Source organism: Mycobacterium sp. IDUB_17, from assembly GCF_055419465.1.
The window spans coordinates 62,994-83,858 of record NZ_JBVAXS010000010.1 but is presented as its reverse complement, the minus strand read 5'-3'; the positions used below and the strand labels follow the sequence as shown (position 1 = coordinate 83,858).

Genomic DNA, 20,865 nt, shown 5'->3' with positions numbered 1-20,865 from the left:
CGGTTCGTGCGCATGTCAGACCCCGGTGGTTGCATGGGACTTGTCCGGCGATGAGATCCGCCCGCCGCGCGGGTCTGCATTGAATCCGCTCACTATTCAGGAGAAGAACATGGCGATCGAAGTAACTCCCGCAGTCATTCCGCACCTGGTTGTCGACGACGCCGCAGCAGCAATCGATTTCTACGTCAAGGCGTTCGGCGCCACCGAGCTGGGCCGGGTGCCCGGGCCCGACGGCAAGCTGGTTCACGCCGCACTCACCATCAACGGGTCCACGGTCATGCTCAATGACGACTTTCCCGAGTACAACGACGGCAAGCCGTCGACACCCAAGGCCCTGGGCGGCAGCCCCGTGACGATTCACCTCACCGTGACCGATGTCGAGGCAATGTTCGCCAAGGCGGTCGACGCCGGCGCAGAGGTCGTGATGCCGCTGGAAGACCAGTTCTGGGGTGACCGCTACGGCGTCGTGCGCGATCCGTTCGGCCAGCTGTGGTCACTCGGTCAGCCGGTCCGCGAGGTCAGCCCCGAGGAGATCGCACAGGCCATGCAGTCGGGGCAGTAGCCCGCGGGGTGGCATCCTGAGCCGGTGATCGACGTTCTGATCGCGGAGCCCGGAGAACTGGGCCGCGACGTCCTGAGTTCGGCCGAGATGTTGGTCCGCTCGGCATTCGGTGACGGCTTCCGCCCGCATGACTGGCTGCATGGTGTCGACGGCGTGCATGTGTTGATCACCGAGGATCGCGAATTGCTGGCCCACTCGGCGGTGGTGACCCGCACGCTGCGCCACGCGGACGACACCTTCGACACCGGTTACGTCGAAGGTGTCGCCGTGCGCGGCGACCAGCAGGGGCGCGGTTTGGGCCGCTTGCTGATGGATCAGACAGAGGCCATCATCCGCACCCGACACGACCTCGGCGCACTCAACGCCATGGAGGACGCCGCCGGGTTCTATGCCGGCCGCGGCTGGCAACGGTGGGACGGCCCGACCCAGGCGGACACCCCCGACGGGGTGATCGACACCTCCGATCCAACCGACCTGATCTTCCTGTTCCCGACGGACAGCACGGCTCTCGGTTTCACGACGTCAGTGCCCCTGATCTGCGATTGGCGCGTCGGCGACCTCTGGTGACCGACGACACCGTGGCGTCATCCGGTCGGCTTCGCGCAGTTCATACTGGTCTCCTCGCGATACGCCACGAAGGAGCCCGATGAACACCCAGCCCACCGACGTCACGCCGGCCGCCCAGGCGCTGCGCTGGCGGGTCGTGGACATCGTCGTCGCCAGCGTCCTCGCGACGGCGGCCGGCCTGGTGTTCGTCGTGTGGAACATCGCCTCCAACCCGATCAGCGCGCCGCTGACGGCGCTGCTTCCCGGCCTACAGGCACTGCTCGCCGGGGGCTGGCTGTTCGCCGGGGTGCTCACCGCCCTGGTGATCCGCAAACCGGGCGCTGCCCTGTACGGCGAGCTGGTCGCCGCCACGGTGTCGGCCTTGGTCGGCAACCAGTGGGGTGTGCTCACCCTCGAATCCGGCCTGGTGCAGGGCCTCGGCGCGGAACTGGTCTTCGCGGTGTTCCTGTACCGCCGTTGGGGATTGCCCGTCGCGCTGCTCGCCGGTGCCGTCGCCGGATTGGCCCTGGCCGTCAACGACCTCATCCTGTGGTACCCCGGTTCGGCGAACACCTTCGCGGCGATCTACACCGTCTCGGCGGTCGTCTCCGGTGCCCTTGTCGCCGGCCTGCTGTCCTGGTACGCGGTCAGGGGTCTGGCGAAGACCGGGGCGTTGAGCCGATTCGCCGCGGGCCGGATCGGCCCCCACGCTCGATGAGCCCACCGCACGGCGCCGGAACCACCGTCACGGCGCACAGCTGGGGTTGGTGCCATGCCGGACGCGCCAGCTGGGCCGTGCGGGACCTCGATCTGCGGATCGAACCCGGCGAGCGGGTACTGCTGCTCGGGCCGTCCGGGGCCGGGAAATCGACTCTGCTGCACGGCATTGCCGGCCTGCTCGGCGGAGCCGAGGAAGGCCACCAGACCGGCGAACTACTGGTCGACGGTGGCCCGCCAGGTGAGCAACGCCACCGGATCGGGATGGTGCTGCAGGATCCCGACTCCCAGGTGATCCTGTCGCGGGTCGGCGACGACGTCGCGTTCGGCATGGAGAACTTCGGCGTGGAACGGGAACAGATCTGGCCCCGCGTCCGAGCCGCGCTCGATGCCGTCGGGCTGAATCTCGGCCTGTCCCAATCCACTTCGGAGCTGTCCGGCGGGCAGAAGCAGCGTCTGGCGCTGGCCGGGGTGATCGCCATGGATCCCGGCCTCATCCTGCTCGACGAACCCACGGCCAACCTCGACCCCGCCGGTGTCATCGAAGTGCGCGACGCCGTTGCCGAATCGGTTGCGCGCACCGGTGCGACGCTCATCGTCATCGAGCACCGCACCGAGGTGTGGCTGCCGGTCATCGACCGGGTCATCGTGCTCGGCGCCGACGGTGGGGTGATTGCCGACGGAACACCGGATCAGACCATCCGGCGCCACCACGACTATCTGGTGGGATCCGGGGTCTGGGTACCTGATACCCCACTGCCCGAGATCACCCGCCACCGGTCTCCGACGGCCGAATCATTGCTGTACGCAGTAGATCTCGCGCTGGCGCATCCTGGTGATCCCCCGATGCACGTCGGGTTGAATTTCGAGATCACACCCGGCCAGACGACGGTGATCACCGGCCCGAACGGGGCGGGCAAGTCGACGCTGGCGCTCACCATCGGCGGGTTGTTGCCCGTGCCCGGCGGCCGCCTCGAGGCGCACGCCGACTTCGCCCCTTCCCCGTCGCGCCGCAAGCCGGTCAAGTGGCGGTCGAAAGAACTGCTCACCCGGATCGGCAGCGTGTTCCAGGATCCCGAGCACCAGTTCCTCGCCGGCACGGTGCGCGACGAACTCGCTTTGGGCCCCAAGGCGATCAAGCTCGGCACCGCCGAGATCACCGCCCGTACCGACGAGCTACTCGAACGGCTGCACCTGACCCACCTCGCCGCGGTGAACCCCTACACCCTCTCCGGAGGAGAGAAGCGCCGGCTGTCGGTGGCCACGATGCTGGCCACCGCGCCCAGGGTGATCATCCTCGATGAGCCGACATTCGGGCAGGACCGCCGCACCTGGGAGGAATTGACCCGGCTACTGGCCGAGATCGCCGATGCCGGAACGGCCGTCGTCGCGGCCACCCACGATCTCGACTTCGCCGCCCTGCTCGCCGACGCCCGCATCGAACTGCCGGACTGGGAGCCCACCGCGGAGGCGACGTCGTGATCAATCCGGTCGCGCGACTGCTCACCGCCCTGATCATCGCGGCCGCCCTGGTGCTTTCGGTGGACTGGGTTTCGGCCCTGACCGCACTCGTCAGTGAGATCGTGCTGTTCGCCGCGGTCGGGGTGCGGCTCCGCGCGGCGCTGACCCGCGGCGTCGTGGTCCTCGTCGCGGCCGCCCTCACCGCCGTCACCATCCTGCTCTACGGGCAGACCGGCGGAACCGTCTACTGGCATTTCTTCCTGGTCACGATCAGTGACGGGTCCATCGCCCTCGCGGTGGCGACGTTTCTTCGCGTGCTGGCGATCGCACTGCCGTCGGTCATCCTGTTCATCGACGTCGAATCGACCGAGCTGGCCGACGGTTTGGGGCAGGTGCTGCGGCTCCCGGCCCGGTTCGTCCTCGGCGCACTGGCCGGCCTGCGCATGGTCGGGTTACTCGGGCAGGACTGGCAGTACCTCGGCTACGCCCGTCGCGCCCGCGGCGTGGCCGACCACGCCCGGGTGCGGCGGATAGCGGGGCAGGCTTTCGCCCTGCTGGTGTTCGCCGTGCGCCGCGGATCGAAGCTTGCCACCGCGATGGAGGCGCGCGGGTTCGGCGCCTACCCGCAGCGGACCTGGGCGCGCCCGTCACCCTTCGGGGCACGCGAATTCGCCCTGATCGCGGCGGGATTCGTGATCGCGGGGGCCGCGATCACGGTGTCGGTGGCGTGCGGGACGTGGAACTTCATTGGCACTCGATGACATCCTGCGCCGCCTCGGTGCGGCCGCGACGACGGTCCTGATCGACGGGCGTTCCGGGTCGGGCAAGTCGACGCTGGCCGTCGAGCTGCACGACGACTGGGCCGACAGCATGGTCGTCCGGCTCGATGACATCTACCCGGGCTGGGACGGACTGCTGTGGGCCGCAGAGCACTTACGACGATCGCTGCTCGAGCCGCGGGCCGCCGGGCACACCGGGCGCTGGCGGCAATGGGATTGGGCGACGGGCGCGCCCAGCGACTGGCACTCCGTCGAGCCGGGGCAACGCCTCATCGTCGAGGGCATCGGTGCGCTCACCCCGGCGACCCGGGCGTGCGCCGACCTGGGCATCTGGGTCGATGCCGACGATGCCGAGCGCAAGCGCCGGGCACTGGAGCGCGACGGCGATACCTACCGTCCGCACTGGGACCGGTGGGCCGCCCAGGAGGACGAGTTCATCAGCCGGTTTCAGCCGAGAGCGTGCGCCGACCTGATCGCGGTGCCCACCGCACGTGGATTCGAATTCACCGCGCCGGACTAGCGCAGGCCCGACAGAACCTTCTGCCGCACCGTCGGTTTCGGCGCAGTCGCGGCGACCGCGACCATCTCGTCGACCGCGGTGAACTTGTCCCGCGGCCGGTCCTCGCCACCCCGGGCGATCTCCGCGGCGTCGATCGCCTGCCACCCGGCGGCATCCACCATGGCGGGCTGACGCGTCCGCACCAGCTTCTCCAAGGCGGCCGGCTTGTGCACCGGATCGGTCAGCGCGCCGGCGTTGTAATCGTCGACGAGCCGGTGCACGGTCTGCGCCGCACACGACTTGTTGGTGCCGATGAAGCCGGTGGGCCCGCGCTTGATCCAGCCGGCGACATAAGCGCCGGACGTGTCCCGGACGCGTCCGCCGTCGTTGGGCACGACGGCAGCGTCGTCGTCGAACGGGAGATCGGCAATAGCCTTGCCGCGGTAACCGATTGAGGTCAGCACCAGCCCGGTATCGAACGTGCGCACCTCTTCGGTGCCGGTGACCCCGAATTCGATACCGCTCACCCGGTCCTCGCCGAGCACCCGCTGCGGGGTGAGGCGGTAGACCAGCCGGATCCGCGGCCGGGTCTGCGGTGCGGAGGCATTGCCCAGCTTGGCCAGGATCTCCAGCTTGTTACGCGTCAACGGATCGGTCTCACGAGCCAGGTCCGCCACCACCAGCTGGTGATCGGCCTCATCGAGCACGACGTCGCAGCTGGCGGTCAGACCGATCAGCTCGGGAAGCGTGAAGGCCGACTCCGCGGGGCCACGGCGGGCCGCGATCACCACCTCGGAAACCTTCGAGGTGCGCAGGGCCGCCAGCGCGTGATCGGAGATATCGGTACGGGCCAACAAATCCGGATCCGTGGTGAGGATCCGGGCCACGTCGAATGCGACGTTGCCGTTGCCCACGATGACCACCCGCTCATGGCTGAGGTCCACGGGCAGGCCGGTGAACTCGGGGTGCCCGTTGATCCAGGCCACCATCTCGGTGGCGGTCCCGGTGCCGGGCAGGCCCATGCCGTCGATCTCGAGGCGACGATCGTTGGGCGCACCCACCGCGTACAGCACGGCGTGGTGATGCTCCAACAGGTCGGCATGCGACAGGTGCTTGCCCACCTCGACGTTGAGGAAGAACTTGAATCCCGGCTGCCTGCCGATGACGTCGAACAGCCGCGTCACCTGCTTGGTGCTCTGATGGTCCGGCGCGACGCCGGCCCGTACCAGCCCGTAGGGCGTCGGCAGCTTCTCGAAGACATTGACCCGCACGCCCCGCTGCGTCAGCAGCTCGTCGGCCGCGTACATGGCCGCCGGACCGGAGCCCACGATCGCCACCGTCAACGGCCCACCGGAATGAGCGGTCACCCTCGGCGCCGCGATCACCGGCGCCAGCTTGGATGTCGGCGGCAACTTGCCTTGGCGCTTCGGGTAGAAGGCCGCGTTGAGCTCGATGAACGGCAGCTGCTTCTCGGTCAGCCGGGTATCGGCCGCGATCGCGCCGACCGGGCACGCACTCACGCACGCGCCGCAGTCCACACAGGCCTCGGGATCGATGTAGAGCATCTCGGCCGTGGCGAAGCCCGGCTCATCCGGTGACGGATGGATGCAGTTCACCGGACACGCGTAGACACAGGACCCGTCGCTACAACACGACTGGGTGATCACATGGGGCATAAAAAACCTTAGAACCCTCCGGGGCGAGCTTTAGGCGACCGAGACCAGGTGCTCGCGCTGTGGCTCGCTACGGTAGCGGCTCGGTGGCCCGTCGATCTTGCAGATCCGCCACATCAGCTTGGCGATCGGGTTCATCAGGCCGGTGTCGTGGCACAGCATGCGGACATCGCCGAACATATCCCGCAGCATCTTGCGCGACTCGGGGGCCCGGAAGAACAACTCCTTGCGCACCGAGCGCGGGATGTCAAATTCCTTCCAGAACGCGCGCGGCGGCACGATGATCGCCGAGCACAGGATGCGCATGGTCAGCGGCACGAACAGCGACAGGATCCAACGCTGCCGGCGGCGCAGGTTCGGCACCCGCTTGTGCAGGTACTGGTGCGCGAACGAGATGTGCCGAGCCTCCTCGGCGACGTGGATGGCCATGACCCGTTCCATGATCGGGTGCAGGGCCTTGCCCTCGCGCAGCACGTTCTTCTGCGTGTGGTCGATGGGCTCCTCACCGGCGAGGACGCCGAAGAAGAACGGGATCGGCAGCGGGCCCGCGGCCAGCGGGATGAGCGGCTGCACCCACTTGAGCAGCCGCGGCATGCCCGGCACATCCATGCCGATCCGGTTCACCATCTCCTGGAACATCAGGGTGTGGTTGCACTCCTCAACGGATTCGTGCAGGCAGTACCGGTACTCCGGCGAACCGTTGGGCACCCAGAACGAGTACTCCATCAGGCCACGGATGAGGATGTTCTCGAAGTGCAGGCCGACCTTGGCGACGTTGGCCTGGCGCCACATGCCGATCTGGATCTGCCGATCGACCGGCTGAGCCTGGTACCAGGAGTGACCACCCATCGGGTCGGTGTCCGGCAGGATCCAGCGCGGATCGTTGGGGATCACCGCAAACTCCGGCGAATCCCACTCGATGTCCTTGTACGGATTGAAGTTGCGCCGCACCGAGCCCTCGGACAGCGTGGCGAGCATGTCGACGTACTGGGTGTCGTCGCTGACGTCCATGTTCTTGCGCCAACGCCTGACCATCTTGGTCCGTGCCATGTTGCAGACCTCTCTATACTCGTCTGAGGTTTACATCTACCCACTTGTTGTCCAAACGGTACCGCAGGTATCGAGTAAAAGTCCATGCCTGATTTGATGAGTTTGCCGACAAGTAGCCACCCGTGGCCGATGTGAAATCGAAACAGCAGGTAGAAGCGATGACGGCGGCGGGCGCAGTAGTCGCCGAAACATTGCGAATGAGCACCGAACAGGCCGTTGCCGGGCACACCACGGCCGATTTGGACCGGATCGCCGCCGAAATCCTGGCCACGCACGGCGCCGCGTCGCCGACCGCACCACCGGCCACGTCCACGACCCCGAACGGCTGGACGCTGCGAAGCGCCACCGACGCCCGCGCCGCGCACAGTGAACACACCGTGACCGTCACCGCCGACGGTGCCCGAATTTTGACGCTGAAACGGCCGACTTTAGGCTGGTCTCATGGCTGAACTGATCATCCCCGCCGACATCAAGCCCCGCGACGGCCGTTTCGGATGTGGACCCTCCAAGGTCCGTCCCGAGCAACTGACCGCGCTGGCCGCTTCCGGGGATCTGTTCGGCACGTCCCATCGACAGGCGCCGATCAAGAATCTGGTGGGCCGGGTCCGCGACGGATTGCGGGAACTCTTCTCGGTTCCCGACGGCTACGAGGTGATCCTCGGCAACGGCGGTTCGACCGCATTCTGGGACGCCGCAGCCTTCGGCCTGATCGACAAGCGCTCGCTGCACCTGACCTATGGCGAGTTCAGTGCCAAGTTCGCCTCGTGCGTGGCCAAGAACCCCTTCATCGGCGACCCGATCATCGTCAAGACCGATCCCGGCACCGCGCCGCAGCCGCAGTCCGACCCGTCGGTGGACGCCGTGGCCTGGGCCCACAACGAGACCTCGACCGGCGTCTCGATGCCGGTGCAGCGTCCGGCCGGTGATGCGCTGGTGCTGATCGACGCCACCTCGGCCGCCGGCGGCCTGCCCGTCGACATCGCCGACACCGACGCGTATTACTTTGCGCCGCAGAAGAACTTCGCCGGTGACGGTGGCCTGTGGCTGGCCATCGTCAGCCCCGCGGCACTGGCCCGCATCGAGGCGATCGGCGCATCAGGCCGCTGGGTGCCCGACTTCCTGTCGCTGCCCATCGCCGTGGAGAACAGCCTCAAGAACCAGACCTACAACACCCCGGCCATCGCCACGCTGATCCTGCTCGCCGAGCAGATCGACTGGCTCAACGGCAACGGCGGGCTGGACTGGGCCGTCAAGCGCACCGCGGATTCCTCGCAGCGGCTGTACTCGTGGGCCGAGGCAGCAAGCTTCGCCACGCCGTTCGTCACCGATCCGGCTCTGCGCTCGCAGGTGGTCGGCACGATCGACTTCAGCGATTCGGTGGACGCCGCGGCGGTCGCCAAGGTGCTGCGGGCCAACGGGATCGTGGACACCGAGCCGTACCGCAAGCTGGGCCGTAATCAGTTGCGGATCGGCATGTTCCCGGCCGTGGAGCCCGATGACGTGAGCGCCCTGACCAGCTGCGTCGACTGGGTCGTCGAGAACCTCTGAGCGAACCTCTCCGTACGAACGCAGTCGCTCCCTTTCCCGCCAGCGTGTCAGCCGGGTAACGGGCCGATAACGCAGTAGGGTTCGCGAAGGAGGTCAGGTCGGTATGCGAGAACTCAGAGTCGTTGGATTGAACGTAGACGGCAGACGCATCATCTGTGAATCCGACGACTCCGCCAAGGACATGTTCAGCTTGCGTGTCGACGACCGGCTCCGCGCTGCGATGCGCGGTGACAAGGTCACCTCGAATCAGCCCGAGATCGATGTAGAGGTGCAGAACGTGCTGCGACCCAAGGAGATTCAGGCGAGGATTCGCGCCGGGGCGTCGGTCGAGCAGTTGGCCGAGGCAGCCGGGGTGCCTGTCGAGCGGGTCGAGCGGTTCGCTCATCCGGTGTTGCTGGAGCGTGCCCGCGCGGCCGAGCTGGCCACCGCGGCACATCCGGTCCTGGCCGACGGACCCGCAGTGCTGACACTGCTGGAGATCGTCACGACGGCCCTGGTGGGTCGCGGACTCAACCCCGAATCCATCTCCTGGGACGCCTGGCGCAACGAGGACAGCCGCTGGACCGTGCAGCTGGCCTGGAAGGCCGGCCGGTCGGACAACGTCGCGCATTTCCGGTACACCCCCGGAGCCCACGGCGGCACCGTCTCCGCATCGGACGATGCGGCCCGCCAGCTGATCAACCCCGATTTCGGCCGTCCGCTGCGCCCGGTCGCCGCGGTGCCCCACCTTTTCGATCACCACGAGACCCACGAGGTTGCCGAGACGCAGGCCGCGGCGCCCGAGCAGTTCAGCCGACCGGCCGAGCCCATTCCCGCACCTGCTCCCCCGGCGCCCAAGCGCAGCCGCAAGGCGCGTGCCACGGTTCCGGCCTGGGAGGACGTGCTGCTGGGCGTGCGGTCGTCGGGGACCCAGCCCTGATCGCTTGACCTGAAGCGTTCTTGAGGTCATAGCGTCGGCACGCATGACCTCCCTTGGCCCGATCGGGCTCGCCTGCAGCAATCCGTTCACGGACGATGCGGCGGTGGTGGCCGACGAGGCGCGCCATGCCGAGGATCTCGGGTTCTCCACGTTGTGGCGCTCAGGCGCTCGCCGCAGCGGTTCGCGCGACGACCTCGATCCCCGTCGCCACCGGGATCATTCCGGTGGTGCGGGTGCCGGCCGCCGAGGTCATCGCCACCTACACCGAACTTCGGCGCGAGCACCCCGACCGGTTCCTCGTCGGCCTCGGCGGTGCACACGGCCCTCGGCCGATGGCCACCCTCAACACCTACCTGGACGAGCTCGACTCCGCGGACATCACCGCGGACCGGCGGGTGCTGGCCGCACTCGGCCCGAACATGCTGGCCCTGGCACGGGAACGGGCCGGCGGCGCGTATCCCTATCTTGTGACGCCGTCGTACGTGACGGCCGCGCGGTCGGCACTGGGACCGGACAGGATGCTGGCGGTCCTCCTGATGGTCATGCCCGTCACCGACCGCGAAACAGCGCGCCGCGCCGCCGCCGAGCCGCTGCGTTTCCTGACGTCGCAGGGCGGCTACCGCCGCAACCTGATCCGGCAGGGTTTCACCGCGACCGATATCGACACGGTCAGCGACCGCCTGCTCGACGGAATCGCCGCCTGGGGTTCTCCCGAAGTCATCGCCGGCCGCATCGCCGAGTACCGGGAAGCCGGCGCCGATCAGGTGGTCCTGCGCATTCTGGGCGTCGACGACATCGCGGTGTGGCGCACGCGACTCGCCCACACCCTCCTAAGTTAGTTATAGTGTCTAATAACTAGCTTTGCTATACATCTGGAGGGGTCATGCCGCGCACCGAGAACGACACCTGGGATCTGGCCACCGGCGTCGGCGCCACCGCCACCGGCGTGGCCGCATCCCGAGCACTGGCCTCCAGCGTCCCCGACCCGCTGATCTCCGACCCGTACGCCCGGCCCCTGGTCGACGCCGTCGGGGTGGACTACTACGTGCGTCTGGCCCAGGGCGACCTGGTTGCCGACGGCGCCGCCGAGCCGCTCGATCCGCACGTGATCGCCGACGGCATGGCCATCCGGACCCGCTACTTCGACGACTTCTTCCTGAGCGCCGTCGAAGCGGGTATCCGTCAGGCGGTCATCCTGGCCTCCGGACTGGACGCCCGCGCCTACCGGTTGCCCTGGCCGGCCGGGACGACGGTGTTCGAACTGGACCAGCCGGCCGTCATCGAGTTCAAGGGCCGTGCACTTGCCGGCCTGGGCGCCGCCCCGGCCGCCGAACTGCACGCCATCGGTATCGACCTACGCCAGGACTGGCCCGCCGCTCTGCGCGCCCGCGGCTTCGACCCACAGGCTCCGACCGCGTGGATCGCCGAGGGACTGCTCGGGTACCTGCCGCCCGACGCCCAGGACCGGCTGTTCGACAACATCACCGCGCTCAGCGCACCGGGCAGCCGCATCGCCACCGACTGGATGAGCGAGCACTCCGAGCTGGCCGAGAGCCGGATACGGACACTGACCGACCACCAACGCGAGCAGGGCCTGGAGCTGGACGACCTGTCGGAGCTGATCTTCGCGGGCGACCGCAACGCCGTCTCGGACTACCTGATCGCAACCGGCTGGCAACCCGAAACCACCACGGCGGAACGGATGTTCGCGGTCCACGGCAGGAAATTCCGCCGCGACGAGGCCGTCGCCGGGCTGCTCGACGCCAACTACACCGCGGCAGAACTGGTGGCCTGAGCGGTCCGGATCAGCTCTGGGTCAACGCGATCGCCAGGAGCGCGAGCCAGCCGCACGCCACGCCGATGCCCGAACCCAGCACGAACCAGCGCCACACCGGCCGGTGCCGCCAGCCCCACACGGTGGGGGCCAGCCCGCCGACGGCCACCATGTTCAACCCGATCGCCAGCAAGGGGTGCACGCGCAACAGCCCCACCCCGAGCACCACAATCGCCGCGCCCAGCACCGCGGCCACGAATCCGGCCACCGTCAGGCCGGTACCCCACGGCGTGGAATCGTCGGTCACGGAGTCAATCTAACGCGATCTCAGCTCCCGAGCCGGGCGCGTTCGTAGAACGCGAGCGCTGCGGCGGTGGCGACGTTGAGCGAATCGGTGCCGCGCGACATCGGAATGCGCACCCGCACGTCGCTGGCCCGCATCGTGTGCTCGGTCAGCCCCGGACCCTCCGCGCCGACCAGGACCGCCACCCGGTCCCCGTCGAGCTGTGTCATCGCCTCGGACAGTGTCGCGGCAGCCGGGTCGGGCGTCATGGCCATGAGTCGAAAGCCATTGTTCCGCAAGAGTTCCAGATCACCGGGCCAGGAAGCCGCCCGGGCGAACGGAACCAGCAGGGCATGCCCCATCGACACCCGCACGGCCCGCCGGTACAGCGGATCGGCACATCCCGCGCCGAACACCACCGCATCGACGGCGAGCCCGGCGGCATTACGGAAGATCGACCCGAGGTTCTCGTGGTCGTTGACGCCTTCGAGCACTGCCACGGTGCGCGCCCCGGAAATCACCTCGGCCACAGACAACTCGGGCGCCCGCGACGCCGAGGCCAGCACGCCACGGTTGAGGTGGAAACCGACCACGGCCGCCATGACGTCCGCACTGGTCCGGTAGAACGGCACATCCACACCGTCGAGGTCGGCGGCCAGTTCGGCCAGACGCCGGTCGGTACCCAGCAGCGCGCGGGGGACGAACCGAGAGGCAAGCAGGCGCTGCGCCACCAGCACACCCTCGGCGATCACCAGACCCTTGCCACTGGGCAGATCGGGCCGACGGTCCACGCTGTTGAGATCGCGGAAATCGTCCAACCGGGTATCGGCCGGATCCTCGATATCGATTACCTGCAGCAGACTCACGCGCCTTCGAGAACTATCGCCGACATCAGATCGGTCGCGTCGACCAGAGTCTGGCGGTCATCCGGATCCAGCCGCGACAGCTGCGCCTTGAGCCACTCCTGGCTGGCCTTGCGCTCGGCCTCGACAAGGGTCATCCCGGCCGGCGAGGCGGACACCACGATCTGACGTCCGTCCACCGGATGGGCGGCGCGGGCCACCAGACCCTGCTCGGCCAGTGACGCGATCACCCGGGTCATCGACGGAGGGCGCACCCGTTCACGCAACGCCAAGGCGCCCGGCGTCATCGCGCCTTCCTTGGCCAAGGTGGCCAGCGCCGAGAACTGGGTCAGCGAAACCGGGGATTCCGCACGCCGCGTACGTAATTGACGCGCGAGACGAACTACCGCCAGAGCGAGATCATTCGCGAGCCGTGCCTCCGGATCTTTCACATCGGAAATAGTACTGAGCTTGAGGGAGAAAAGGGCTAGAACCAAGACCAATGAATCCCCACCCCATCGGATACGTTGGTCACCGATGACCGAGGACGCCAACGACGCACCGGAGCCGCAGCCGCCGGCCCTACCCGCCGCGCTACTGGAACCGTGGCCCGTGATCGTGGTGATCGCCACGGGTTGGCTGATCGCCACCGTCGTGGCCTTCACGGTCAGCGGTCTGCAACACTGGCGGCCGTTCACGCTCGCCGGACTGGCGATCGGCGTTCTCGGCACGACCATCTTTCTGATCCAGCGCCGTGCCGTGCGCCGCGGATCCCGCGGTGCGCAAAGCGGATTGACCTGAGGAGACACCATGGCCGCACCACTTCTGCAAGCCAGCATCGACATCGACGCACCCGTCGAAAAGGTGTGGGGGCTGATCTCGGACCTGGCCCGGATGCCGCAGTGGAGCCCGCAATGCCGGTTGATGAAGCCCCTCGGCCCGCTGCGCCCCGGAACCCGCACGTTCAATCTCAACCGGCGCAAGTTCGTGTTCTGGCCCACCACGTCACGCATCACCGAAGTGGTCGACAACAAGCGGCTCGCGTTCCTGGTGGAGGGCAACAACACCATCTGGAGCTATGAACTGGAACCGACCGACGCCGGCACCCGGGTGACCGAATCCCGGCACGCCGAGAACGGCACCACGGCCGTGTCCAACGCCCTGGTCGGCGCGTTGTTCGGCGGAGTTCCGAGCTTCGAGGACGAACTGGTCGACGGGATGAAGGCCTCGCTGGCGCGGATCAAGGCCGCCGCCGAGAACTGAGCCCGCCTCAGTACCGGATTCTGAGCAGAGCTCACTCGACCACGTCGAGCACACCGTCGTCGTACGGCTCGAACATCGGCGACCCGGTGCCGGGCGGTTGCGGGGTGTCCGAATGGGCCCCGCAGCCGTACTCGGCCTCCACCACATGACCGTCGGCCGACAGGTCATTGGCGCACACACCGAACATCAGCCCCAGCGCGCCGCCGAGCGGCAGATAGAAACCACAGTCGCGACAGACCCGGCGCGTCGAGCGGGCCATCGCCGAACCCGGCCCGTAATCGCCGTCGTGCCACCGCTGCGCCGCCTGTCCCCGGCCCCACTCACTGAGCACCTGACGCCGGCCGAGGCCGAGCTCGAGGTCGAGAGGGACGTCGTCGATCAGCGGATCCCCGGTGGCCACGTACCCCGGAACCAGACGCGGATCATTCGGCGGCGGGGCCAGCAGGTCGCCCGGCCCGAGATCACCCGGACGGATCCGGTCCTGCCACGGCACCCAGTGCGGCGCCAGCAGCGCCGTCGGGCCCGGAATCAGCACCAACTCGCTGATCGTCGTGTGATCGGCGCCCGGGTAGGCCGCCACCACGACAGCCCACTGCCACCCGCGGTAACCGGGCAGGTCAGCCAGGAATCGGTGCGTGGCCGACGCGGCATCTTCGATGCTCACACCGAGGTATTCGCCCACGGCGCTCTCGTCGCTGAACTCGATCAGCGCCGCGCGAGCTTGCTCGGCGGCACCCGAAAGCAAGGCCTCCTGTTCCGGCGACGGTGCCGCCGAGCCGGTTTCCCGGTCGGATTCATAGGCCTGCTCAGCTGGTTCGGTCACGCTTTCCATCGCCTCCATAGTGCCTGATCGGGGCAACCATGGGCCACACCGGTCGCCTGTCGGCCCCCTGCGCGCCGGATAAGAGAGAATCGGGGGGTGACCTACTACCCGCCGCGGCCACCGGCCGATCCCGGCGCGGAACATCCCGGAATGGCCAACTACCCCAGCGATGAGACGCCGCGCCGGCCACGCAGGCAATCGGTGCCCAGCTCCAACCGCTGGCTGCCGCCGCTCGATGAGCAGCACACCGCGGCGCACCCCAGGCAGGACGACCCGCAACCCTCCCGCGGGGTCGGGTCAGCCGCCGGTAAGAAGGTCACCGTCACCCGGGCCGCCGCGGCACGCAGCCGCGAAATGGGCACGCGGATGTACGGTTTCGTGCACCGCGCCGCCACCGCCGACGGCGCCGACAAGTCCGGGTTGACCGCACTGACCTGGCCGGTGGTGGCGAACTTCGCCGTCGACGCCGCGATGGCCGTCGCACTGGCCAACACGCTGTTCTTCGCCGCGGCCAGCGGTGAGTCCAAGAGCAAGGTCGCGCTCTACCTGCTGATCACGATCGCCCCGTTCGCGGTGATCGCCCCGCTGATCGGGCCCGCACTCGATCGCCTGCAGCACGGCCGCCGGATGGCGCTGGCCGCGTCGTTCGCATTGCGCACCGGACTGATCGTGGTGCTGATCGCCAACTACGACGGCGCCACCGGAAGCTATCCGTCCTGGGTGCTCTACCCGTGCGCGCTCGGAATGATGGTGCTGTCCAAATCCTTCTCGGTACTGCGCAGCGCGGTCACCCCGCGCGTGCTGCCCCCGTCGATCGACCTGGTCCGGGTGAACTCCCGATTGACCACCTTCGGCTTGCTCGGCGGCACCATCGTCGGCGGCGGCATCGCCGCAGGCGCCGAGTACCTGTTCAACGTCGCGCAGCTGCCCGGGGCGTTGTACGTGGTGGTCGCGGTCAGCGTCGCCGGCGCGGTGCTGTCCATGCGGATCCCGAAATGGGTCGAGGTCACCGAGGGCGAGGTGCCCACGACGCTGAGTTACCACGGTCAATCGGGCGGCGGAACCGGCGAGATGCGCCGCCACCTGGGCAAGCCGAAGGCCGAACGTCAGCCGTTGGGCCGCAACACCATCACCGCATTGTGGGGCAACTGCACCATCAAGGTGATGGTCGGATTCCTGTTCCTCTACCCCGCATTCGTCGCCAAATCCCACGACGCCAGCGGCTGGGAACAGCTGCTGATCCTCGGACTGATCGGAGCCGCGGCCGGGATCGGCAACTTCGGCGGCAACATCGCCGCCGCGCGGCTCAAGCTCGGCCATCCCGCGCAGTTGGTGGTGCGGGCCGCCATCGCCGTCACCGTCGTCGCCCTGGTGACCGCATTGACCGGAAACCTCCTGGTGGCTGCCGGGGCGACACTCGTCACCTCGGCGGCCAGCGCCATCGCCAAGGCCTCACTGGACGCGTCCCTGCAGGACGACCTGCCCGAGGCCTCTCGGGCCTCGGCATTCGGCCGGTCGGAATCAGCGCTGCAGCTGGCCTGGGTGGCCGGCGGCGCCACCGGCGTCCTGATCTATACAGACCTCACAGTCGGGTTCACTACGATCACGGCCGTGCTGATACTGGGCCTGGCGCAGACCATCGTGAGCTACCGCGGCGAATCACTGATTCCCGGCCTGGGCGGTAACCGCCCGGTCCACGCCGCACGAGAAGGCGGCAACCGTCCCGCCGCAGCCCCGACGACAGCACAGTGGGAGTCCCGATGAAACGCGCTCTGGCAGTCCTGGCGGCCGTGGTCGTGCTGGCGATCGCCGGCACCACGGTCGGGGTCTGGCGGCTGCACAGTTCACACGGCGACCGGCTGCCGGAGATCAGTGCGTACTCGCACGGACACTCGGTGCGGGTCGGGCCGTTCCAGTACTGCGAGGTGCTCAACCTCGACGACTGCGAGGAATCGCGCGAGACCGGCGAGCTGCGCGTCACCGAGGAGAATCCGGTCCAGCTCTCGGTACCCAGCTCGGTCGCCCGGGCCCCGTGGCGGCTGCTGCGCGTGTACGAGAACCCGGTCGACACGACGGTCACGTACTACGCACCCAAGACGACGCTGGCCGTCACCATCCCCACGGTCGATCCCAACCGGGGCCGGCTCACCGGCCTGGCGGTCCAGATGCTGACCCTGGTCCAGGATCAGGATGGCCAGGAGTTCGCACTGCCGCACGCCGAGTGGTCGGTCAGCACGGTCTGGCCGGACCGCGACGGGGCGGACGCGCGCTAACCCGCTGAGTGCCCGGCCGGTACCCGCTCGCCCTCAGGCGTCGGCCCCGGCGGAGTGCCATCGCCGAAAGGCCTGCCGCCCAACGATTCCCGGCCATGGGGCGTGAGCCAGTTGGTCAGGTCCGGGCCCTTGGGGACGATCTGCGTCGGATTGATGTCCGAATGCACGATGTAGTAGTGCTGCTTGATCTGGACGAAGTCGATGGTGTCACCGAAGCCCGGTGTCTGGAAGAGATCCCGCGCGTACGCCCACAGCACGTCCATCTCGGCGAGCTTGGACCGGTTGCACTTGAAATGGCCGTGATAGACCGGGTCGAACCGGGCCAGCGTGGTGAACAGTCTGACGTCGGCCTCGGTGATGGTGTCCCCCACCAGATAACGCTGGGTACTCAGCCGGTCGGTCAGCCAGTCCAACGCCGTGAACAGCCGGTCGTAGGCGGCCTCGTAGGCCTGTTGTGAACCGGCGAACCCACACCGGTACACGCCGTTGTTGACCTCGGTGTAGATCCGCTTGGCCACCGTATCGATCTCCTCGCGCAACGGCTCGGGATACAGCCGTGGGGCCCCCTCGCGGTGATACGCAGTCCACTCGGTGGAGAAGTCCAGCGTCATCTGGGCGAAGTCGTTGGTCACCACCGCGCCCGTGGCGACCTCGACGATCGCGGGCACGGTGATGCCCTTCGGGTACTCGGGGTCACGCTTGAAGTACGCGTCCTGCAGCCGTGGGATCTTGAGCACCGGGTCGAGCCCGCCGGGGTCGAGGTCGAACGTCCAGCTGCGCGCATCGTGCGTGGGGCCGCAAAAGCCAATGGACAGAACACTTTCCAGGCCCAGCAGGCGTCGCACGATGATCGTGCGGTTGGCCCAGGGGCAGGCCCGCGCGACGATCAGCCGATAACGGCCCGGCTCGACCGGGTAACCGTCACGACCATCGCGCGTGATCCGGGTGGTGATGTAGTTCGTGTCGCGGTTGAACTCACCGCTGCCGGTCGCGACGTAAGAGCCCTGGGTCATAGCCCCAGTCTCCACGTCGAGAGCCGGCCTGTACGCGAGAAATCAGCGGATCCTCGAACACAAGCCGACGTTCGGCGCGCGAGTACTAGGCGTCGAGCTCCTGCGCGACGGCCTTGACCACTTCGGACACCCGGCGCGCGACCTTACGGTCGGGGTAGCGCCCCTTGCGCAGCTCGGGCTGCACGATGTCCTCGAGGAGCGTGATCATGTCCGAAACCATGCCGTGCAGCTCATCGGGAGTGTGCTTGTGCTCGGGACGCTCGGCCTCGCGGCGGGTCCGGCTCAGGCTCGGCGGCGGGTCGATGAGCTTGACGCTCAACGCCTGCGGGCCACGGCGGCCGGCGGCCACGCCGAACTCGACGCGTTGACCGGCCTTGAGGCCTTCGACACCCGCGGGCAACGCCGAGGACCGCACATAGACGTCCTCACCGTCCTCCTGGGACACAAAGCCGAAGCCCTTTTCGGCGTCGTACCACTTCACCTTGCCGGTCGGCACTGCTACTCACCCGCTCGTCTTGTCATAACTACGTACACACATAAAGTTCGCGTCCCGTCAGCGCCGGGACGCGATGGAGAGATCTTACTCGGCCCTGGCTGGGTGCTTCACCCCTATTACTCGGTAGGCTTGCAAGCACCTCTGGAAGAGAGATGCGCCGGTAATGCGAGTGATACTGAACATCATCTGGTTGATCTTCGGCGGCCTGTGGTTGGCGCTGGGATACCTGCTGGCAGCGCTCATCTGTTTCGTCCTGATCATCACGATCCCGTTCGGGTTCGCCTCGCTTCGTATCGCCTCCTACGCCCTGTGGCCGTTCGGCCGCACGATCGTTGACAAGCCCGGTACCCGGCCCGGCGCCCTGGTCGGCAACATCATCTGGATCGTCTTGTTCGGCTGGTGGCTGGCGTTGGGCCACCTGGTGAGCGCGGTGGCGATGGCGGTCACCATCATCGGAATCCCGTTGGCGCTGGCCGATCTCAAGATGATCCCGGTCTCGCTGGTTCCCCTGGGCAAGGAGATCGTCCCGGTCGACTCGCTGAAGGCCGCGGCATGACGCTGACCCCACTCGGGTTGCCCACGGTGCATCGATCCGGCGGACCGGCCATCGGCGCATCGCTCGATCCGGCCCCGACAAGTGGCCCGCTGATCGACACCTACGGCCGCGTCGCCACCGACCTTCGGGTGTCACTGACCGACAAGTGCAATCTGCGATGTACCTACTGCATGCCCGCCGAGGGTCTGGACTGGCTGCCCGGCGAGGCGCTGCTGAGCGCCGACGAACTGAGCCGTTTGTTGCGCATCGCCGTCACCCGGCTCGGCATCACCAGCGTGCGGTTCACCGGCGGCGAGCCGTTGGTCACGCGCCACCTAGAGGATGTGGTGGCCGCCGCAGCGGCACTGCACCCGCGCCCGGAGATCACCCTGACCACCAACGGCATCGGGCTGGCCCGGCGTGCCGCGGGACTCAAACAGGCCGGGCTGGACCGGATCAACGTGTCACTGGACAGCGTCGACGCCACCCACTTCGCCCGGATCACGCGCCGGGACCGGCTGGCCGACGTGCTCGACGGCCTGGCGGCCGCCAAGGCGGCCGGACTGGAGCCGGTGAAGGTCAACGCGGTGCTCGACCCGGTTTCGGGTCTTGACGACGTGGTGGACCTGTTGGGCTACTGCCTGGATCACGGATACCAGCTGCGGATCATCGAGCAGATGCCGCTGGACGCCGGACACACCTGGCAGCGCGGCACGGTGATCGACGCCGAGGCCATCCTGGGCACCCTGGGCCGCCATTTCGACCTGCGGCCCGATCCGAGACCCCGCGGCTCGGCGCCGGCCGAGCTCTGGCAGGTCGGCGCGAGCGCTGATCATCCAGCGGGCACCGTCGGAGTGATCGCCTCGGTGTCCCACGCGTTCTGTTCAGACTGCGACCGCAGCAGGCTGACGGCCGACGGCCAGATCCGCAGCTGCCTGTTCTCCACCGAGGAGAGCGACCTGCGCACGCTGCTGCGCGGCGGCGCCGACGACGCTGCCATCGAAGCGGTCTGGCGGACGGCAATGTGGGCAAAGCCCGCGGGACACGGGATCAACGACCCGGATTTCGTGCAGCCCGTACGGCCGATGAGCGCGATCGGCGGCTAGATGACGGAGCACACCGTGGCCGTGACGGTCCGTTATTTCGCCGCTGCCGCCGCCGCGGCCGGAGTTGATACGGAAACGTTAGATTTGGCAAAAGATTCCACGATCGCGACGCTCGTCGAGCACCTCAGCGGTCGCGACGCGGAGCTTGCGCGCGTACTAAAGCGCTGCTCATACCTGTCGGACGGGATGGCCGTCCGCGACATGGACAAGCCGGTATCAACGCCTCAGACCATCGATGTGTTACCCCCCTTCGCCGGCGGCTAACGTGATTTGCATCACATAACGAAATGGTCACGAGCTGGCTACGGCACGGTGGAGCGCCACGCCCACCTGCGAAAACGCAAAAATAACCTGCGCCTTTAAACAACTTTTAGAGATTGCCCAGAGCCAAAACGCCCGAGGCCGCTAAAGGTGACGGGATAGCGGGCAGCAGTTACCGTTCATTCCCAAGTCAACCGACCCTAATCAGTTGACCCACCCCCATACCGACGCGCCGAGCTCCATCCATCGGGCAGGGGTTACGACGAACAACAAGGATGGAGGCGGGGGACCCAACCGGTCCACCGATTTATTTCAGGACCAGGAGCCGCTTGCGGCCCCTTGGGGTGAAGCCGTCAGAGTTTCGACGATGACGGCCGGGTGACCTCTCATACCCGAACCCGACAGCTGACCTCGTGGGCGCATACGAGAGGACCTTCACGCT

General features: G+C 67.7%; 26 protein-coding genes and 1 riboswitch. Of the genes, 18 read left to right on the top strand and 8 right to left on the bottom strand.

Annotated features, from left to right (window positions below; translation table 11 throughout):
• Positions 1–109: 109 nt before the first annotated feature.
• The 6 genes from ACZYZ7_RS30730 (at position 110) to ACZYZ7_RS30705 (ending at position 4,585) form a co-directional block, all read left to right on the top strand.
• Positions 110–562, top strand: a complete 453-nt coding sequence (locus ACZYZ7_RS30730) for a VOC family protein (protein WP_135452697.1) — start codon at positions 110–112, stop codon at positions 560–562.
• A 24-nt stretch (positions 563–586) separates the two neighbouring features.
• Positions 587–1,129 carry a GNAT family N-acetyltransferase gene (locus ACZYZ7_RS30725; RefSeq protein WP_463742465.1) on the top strand — a complete coding sequence of 181 codons (543 nt, stop codon included), beginning with the start codon at positions 587–589 and terminating at the stop codon, positions 1,127–1,129.
• Between the two features lie 79 nt (positions 1,130–1,208).
• Positions 1,209–1,826: an ECF transporter S component gene (locus ACZYZ7_RS30720; protein WP_135452695.1), complete on the top strand. Its 618-nt coding sequence runs from the start codon at positions 1,209–1,211 to the stop codon at positions 1,824–1,826.
• Entirely contained in the window at positions 1,823–3,307 is a 1,485-nt protein-coding gene (locus ACZYZ7_RS30715) for an ABC transporter ATP-binding protein (RefSeq protein ID WP_450071055.1), read from the top strand. The genes ACZYZ7_RS30720 and ACZYZ7_RS30715 overlap by 4 nt, the downstream gene beginning before the upstream one ends.
• Positions 3,304–4,047: an energy-coupling factor transporter transmembrane component T family protein gene (locus ACZYZ7_RS30710; protein WP_463742464.1), complete on the top strand. Its 744-nt coding sequence runs from the start codon at positions 3,304–3,306 to the stop codon at positions 4,045–4,047. Before ACZYZ7_RS30715 ends, ACZYZ7_RS30710 begins: the two co-directional genes overlap by 4 nt.
• A complete protein-coding gene (locus tag ACZYZ7_RS30705) occupies positions 4,034–4,585 on the top strand; it encodes a nucleoside/nucleotide kinase family protein (RefSeq protein ID WP_463742463.1) in 552 nt (183 codons plus the stop codon). Before ACZYZ7_RS30710 ends, ACZYZ7_RS30705 begins: the two co-directional genes overlap by 14 nt.
• On the opposite strand, the gene ACZYZ7_RS30700 is transcribed toward ACZYZ7_RS30705, so the two are convergent.
• Together ACZYZ7_RS30700 and ACZYZ7_RS30695 are read right to left on the bottom strand one after the other, a co-directional pair.
• On the bottom strand, positions 4,582–6,240 hold the full coding sequence (locus ACZYZ7_RS30700) for a 4Fe-4S binding protein (protein WP_463742462.1): 1,659 nt from the start codon (positions 6,238–6,240) through the stop codon (positions 4,582–4,584). The two genes, ACZYZ7_RS30705 and ACZYZ7_RS30700, sit on opposite strands and share 4 nt — an antisense overlap.
• 30 nt (positions 6,241–6,270) lie before the next feature.
• Positions 6,271–7,287 (bottom strand): AurF N-oxygenase family protein, encoded by a 1,017-nt coding sequence (locus ACZYZ7_RS30695; RefSeq protein ID WP_463742461.1) that lies wholly within the window; start codon positions 7,285–7,287, stop codon positions 6,271–6,273.
• Positions 7,288–7,484: 197 nt separating this feature from the next.
• On the opposite strand from ACZYZ7_RS30695, the gene ACZYZ7_RS30690 reads away from it, so the two are divergent.
• The 5 genes from ACZYZ7_RS30690 (at position 7,485) to ACZYZ7_RS30670 (ending at position 11,549) form a co-directional block, all read left to right on the top strand.
• Positions 7,485–7,736, top strand: coding sequence for a hypothetical protein (locus ACZYZ7_RS30690; protein ID WP_463742460.1), 252 nt, complete (start codon positions 7,485–7,487; stop codon positions 7,734–7,736).
• Positions 7,729–8,835 (top strand): phosphoserine transaminase, encoded by a 1,107-nt coding sequence (gene serC / locus ACZYZ7_RS30685; protein WP_450071061.1) that lies wholly within the window; start codon positions 7,729–7,731, stop codon positions 8,833–8,835. Before ACZYZ7_RS30690 ends, serC begins: the two co-directional genes overlap by 8 nt.
• A 103-nt stretch (positions 8,836–8,938) precedes the next feature.
• On the top strand, positions 8,939–9,754 hold the full coding sequence (gene sepH, locus ACZYZ7_RS30680; RefSeq protein WP_463742459.1) for a septation protein SepH: 816 nt from the start codon (positions 8,939–8,941) through the stop codon (positions 9,752–9,754).
• A 125-nt stretch (positions 9,755–9,879) separates the two neighbouring features.
• Positions 9,880–10,593, top strand: a complete 714-nt coding sequence (locus ACZYZ7_RS30675; RefSeq protein WP_463742458.1) for a TIGR03620 family F420-dependent LLM class oxidoreductase — start codon at positions 9,880–9,882, stop codon at positions 10,591–10,593.
• Between the two features lie 44 nt (positions 10,594–10,637).
• Positions 10,638–11,549: an SAM-dependent methyltransferase gene (locus ACZYZ7_RS30670; protein ID WP_463742457.1), complete on the top strand. Its 912-nt coding sequence runs from the start codon at positions 10,638–10,640 to the stop codon at positions 11,547–11,549.
• Positions 11,550–11,559: 10 nt separating this feature from the next.
• Here the strand turns inward: ACZYZ7_RS30670 and ACZYZ7_RS30665 are convergent, their stop codons facing one another.
• The 3 genes from ACZYZ7_RS30665 to ACZYZ7_RS30655 are packed head-to-tail and all read right to left on the bottom strand — an operon-like array spanning position 11,560 to position 13,105.
• Positions 11,560–11,835: a DUF2537 domain-containing protein gene (locus ACZYZ7_RS30665; protein WP_135452685.1), complete on the bottom strand. Its 276-nt coding sequence runs from the start codon at positions 11,833–11,835 to the stop codon at positions 11,560–11,562.
• Between the two features lie 20 nt (positions 11,836–11,855).
• Positions 11,856–12,677: a TrmH family RNA methyltransferase gene (locus ACZYZ7_RS30660; RefSeq protein WP_450071065.1), complete on the bottom strand. Its 822-nt coding sequence runs from the start codon at positions 12,675–12,677 to the stop codon at positions 11,856–11,858.
• The gene (locus ACZYZ7_RS30655; RefSeq protein WP_135452683.1) at positions 12,674–13,105 is read right to left on the bottom strand and encodes an Rv0880 family HTH-type transcriptional regulator; all 432 of its coding nucleotides are present in this window, start codon (positions 13,103–13,105) and stop codon (positions 12,674–12,676) included. The genes ACZYZ7_RS30660 and ACZYZ7_RS30655 overlap by 4 nt, the downstream gene beginning before the upstream one ends.
• An 85-nt stretch (positions 13,106–13,190) precedes the next feature.
• Here ACZYZ7_RS30655 and ACZYZ7_RS30650 point away from each other — a divergent pair, with 85 nt between their 5' ends.
• Both ACZYZ7_RS30650 and ACZYZ7_RS30645 read left to right on the top strand, forming a co-directional pair.
• Complete coding sequence (locus ACZYZ7_RS30650) at positions 13,191–13,454, top strand: DUF2530 domain-containing protein (RefSeq protein WP_135452682.1); 264 nt, start codon at positions 13,191–13,193, stop codon at positions 13,452–13,454.
• Positions 13,455–13,463: 9 nt separating this feature from the next.
• Entirely contained in the window at positions 13,464–13,916 is a 453-nt protein-coding gene (locus tag ACZYZ7_RS30645) for an SRPBCC family protein (RefSeq protein WP_463742456.1), read from the top strand.
• Positions 13,917–13,947: 31 nt separating this feature from the next.
• Here ACZYZ7_RS30645 and ACZYZ7_RS30640 read toward each other — a convergent pair whose 3' ends face one another.
• Positions 13,948–14,748 carry a DUF3027 domain-containing protein gene (locus ACZYZ7_RS30640; protein ID WP_210115476.1) on the bottom strand — a complete coding sequence of 267 codons (801 nt, stop codon included), beginning with the start codon at positions 14,746–14,748 and terminating at the stop codon, positions 13,948–13,950.
• 141 nt (positions 14,749–14,889) lie between these two features.
• On the opposite strand from ACZYZ7_RS30640, the gene ACZYZ7_RS30635 reads away from it, so the two are divergent.
• Positions 14,890–16,503: an MFS transporter gene (locus tag ACZYZ7_RS30635; RefSeq protein ID WP_463742481.1), complete on the top strand. Its 1,614-nt coding sequence runs from the start codon at positions 14,890–14,892 to the stop codon at positions 16,501–16,503.
• Positions 16,500–17,012, top strand: coding sequence for a DUF2771 domain-containing protein (locus ACZYZ7_RS30630; RefSeq protein ID WP_450071070.1), 513 nt, complete (start codon positions 16,500–16,502; stop codon positions 17,010–17,012). Before ACZYZ7_RS30635 ends, ACZYZ7_RS30630 begins: the two co-directional genes overlap by 4 nt.
• Here ACZYZ7_RS30630 and ACZYZ7_RS30625 read toward each other — a convergent pair.
• Both ACZYZ7_RS30625 and ACZYZ7_RS30620 read right to left on the bottom strand, forming a co-directional pair.
• Positions 17,009–18,025: a glutathione S-transferase family protein gene (locus ACZYZ7_RS30625; protein WP_463742455.1), complete on the bottom strand. Its 1,017-nt coding sequence runs from the start codon at positions 18,023–18,025 to the stop codon at positions 17,009–17,011. The two genes, ACZYZ7_RS30630 and ACZYZ7_RS30625, sit on opposite strands and share 4 nt — an antisense overlap.
• An 85-nt stretch (positions 18,026–18,110) precedes the next feature.
• Positions 18,111–18,521 carry a cold-shock protein gene (locus ACZYZ7_RS30620; protein ID WP_135452677.1) on the bottom strand — a complete coding sequence of 137 codons (411 nt, stop codon included), beginning with the start codon at positions 18,519–18,521 and terminating at the stop codon, positions 18,111–18,113.
• A gap of 163 nt (positions 18,522–18,684) precedes the next feature.
• Here ACZYZ7_RS30620 and ACZYZ7_RS30615 point away from each other — a divergent pair, with 163 nt between their 5' ends.
• From ACZYZ7_RS30615 to ACZYZ7_RS30605, 3 genes are read left to right on the top strand one after another with little or no spacing between them, the layout of a single operon-like run.
• Positions 18,685–19,077: a YccF domain-containing protein gene (locus ACZYZ7_RS30615; protein WP_135452676.1), complete on the top strand. Its 393-nt coding sequence runs from the start codon at positions 18,685–18,687 to the stop codon at positions 19,075–19,077.
• The gene (moaA, locus tag ACZYZ7_RS30610; RefSeq protein WP_135452675.1) at positions 19,074–20,162 is read left to right on the top strand and encodes a GTP 3',8-cyclase MoaA; all 1,089 of its coding nucleotides are present in this window, start codon (positions 19,074–19,076) and stop codon (positions 20,160–20,162) included. The genes ACZYZ7_RS30615 and moaA overlap by 4 nt, the downstream gene beginning before the upstream one ends.
• Positions 20,163–20,426 carry a MoaD/ThiS family protein gene (locus tag ACZYZ7_RS30605; protein WP_135452674.1) on the top strand — a complete coding sequence of 88 codons (264 nt, stop codon included), beginning with the start codon at positions 20,163–20,165 and terminating at the stop codon, positions 20,424–20,426.
• A 247-nt stretch (positions 20,427–20,673) separates the two neighbouring features.
• Positions 20,674–20,858: riboswitch (cyclic di-AMP (ydaO/yuaA leader) on the top strand.
• The last annotated feature ends 7 nt before the right edge of the window (positions 20,859–20,865 follow it).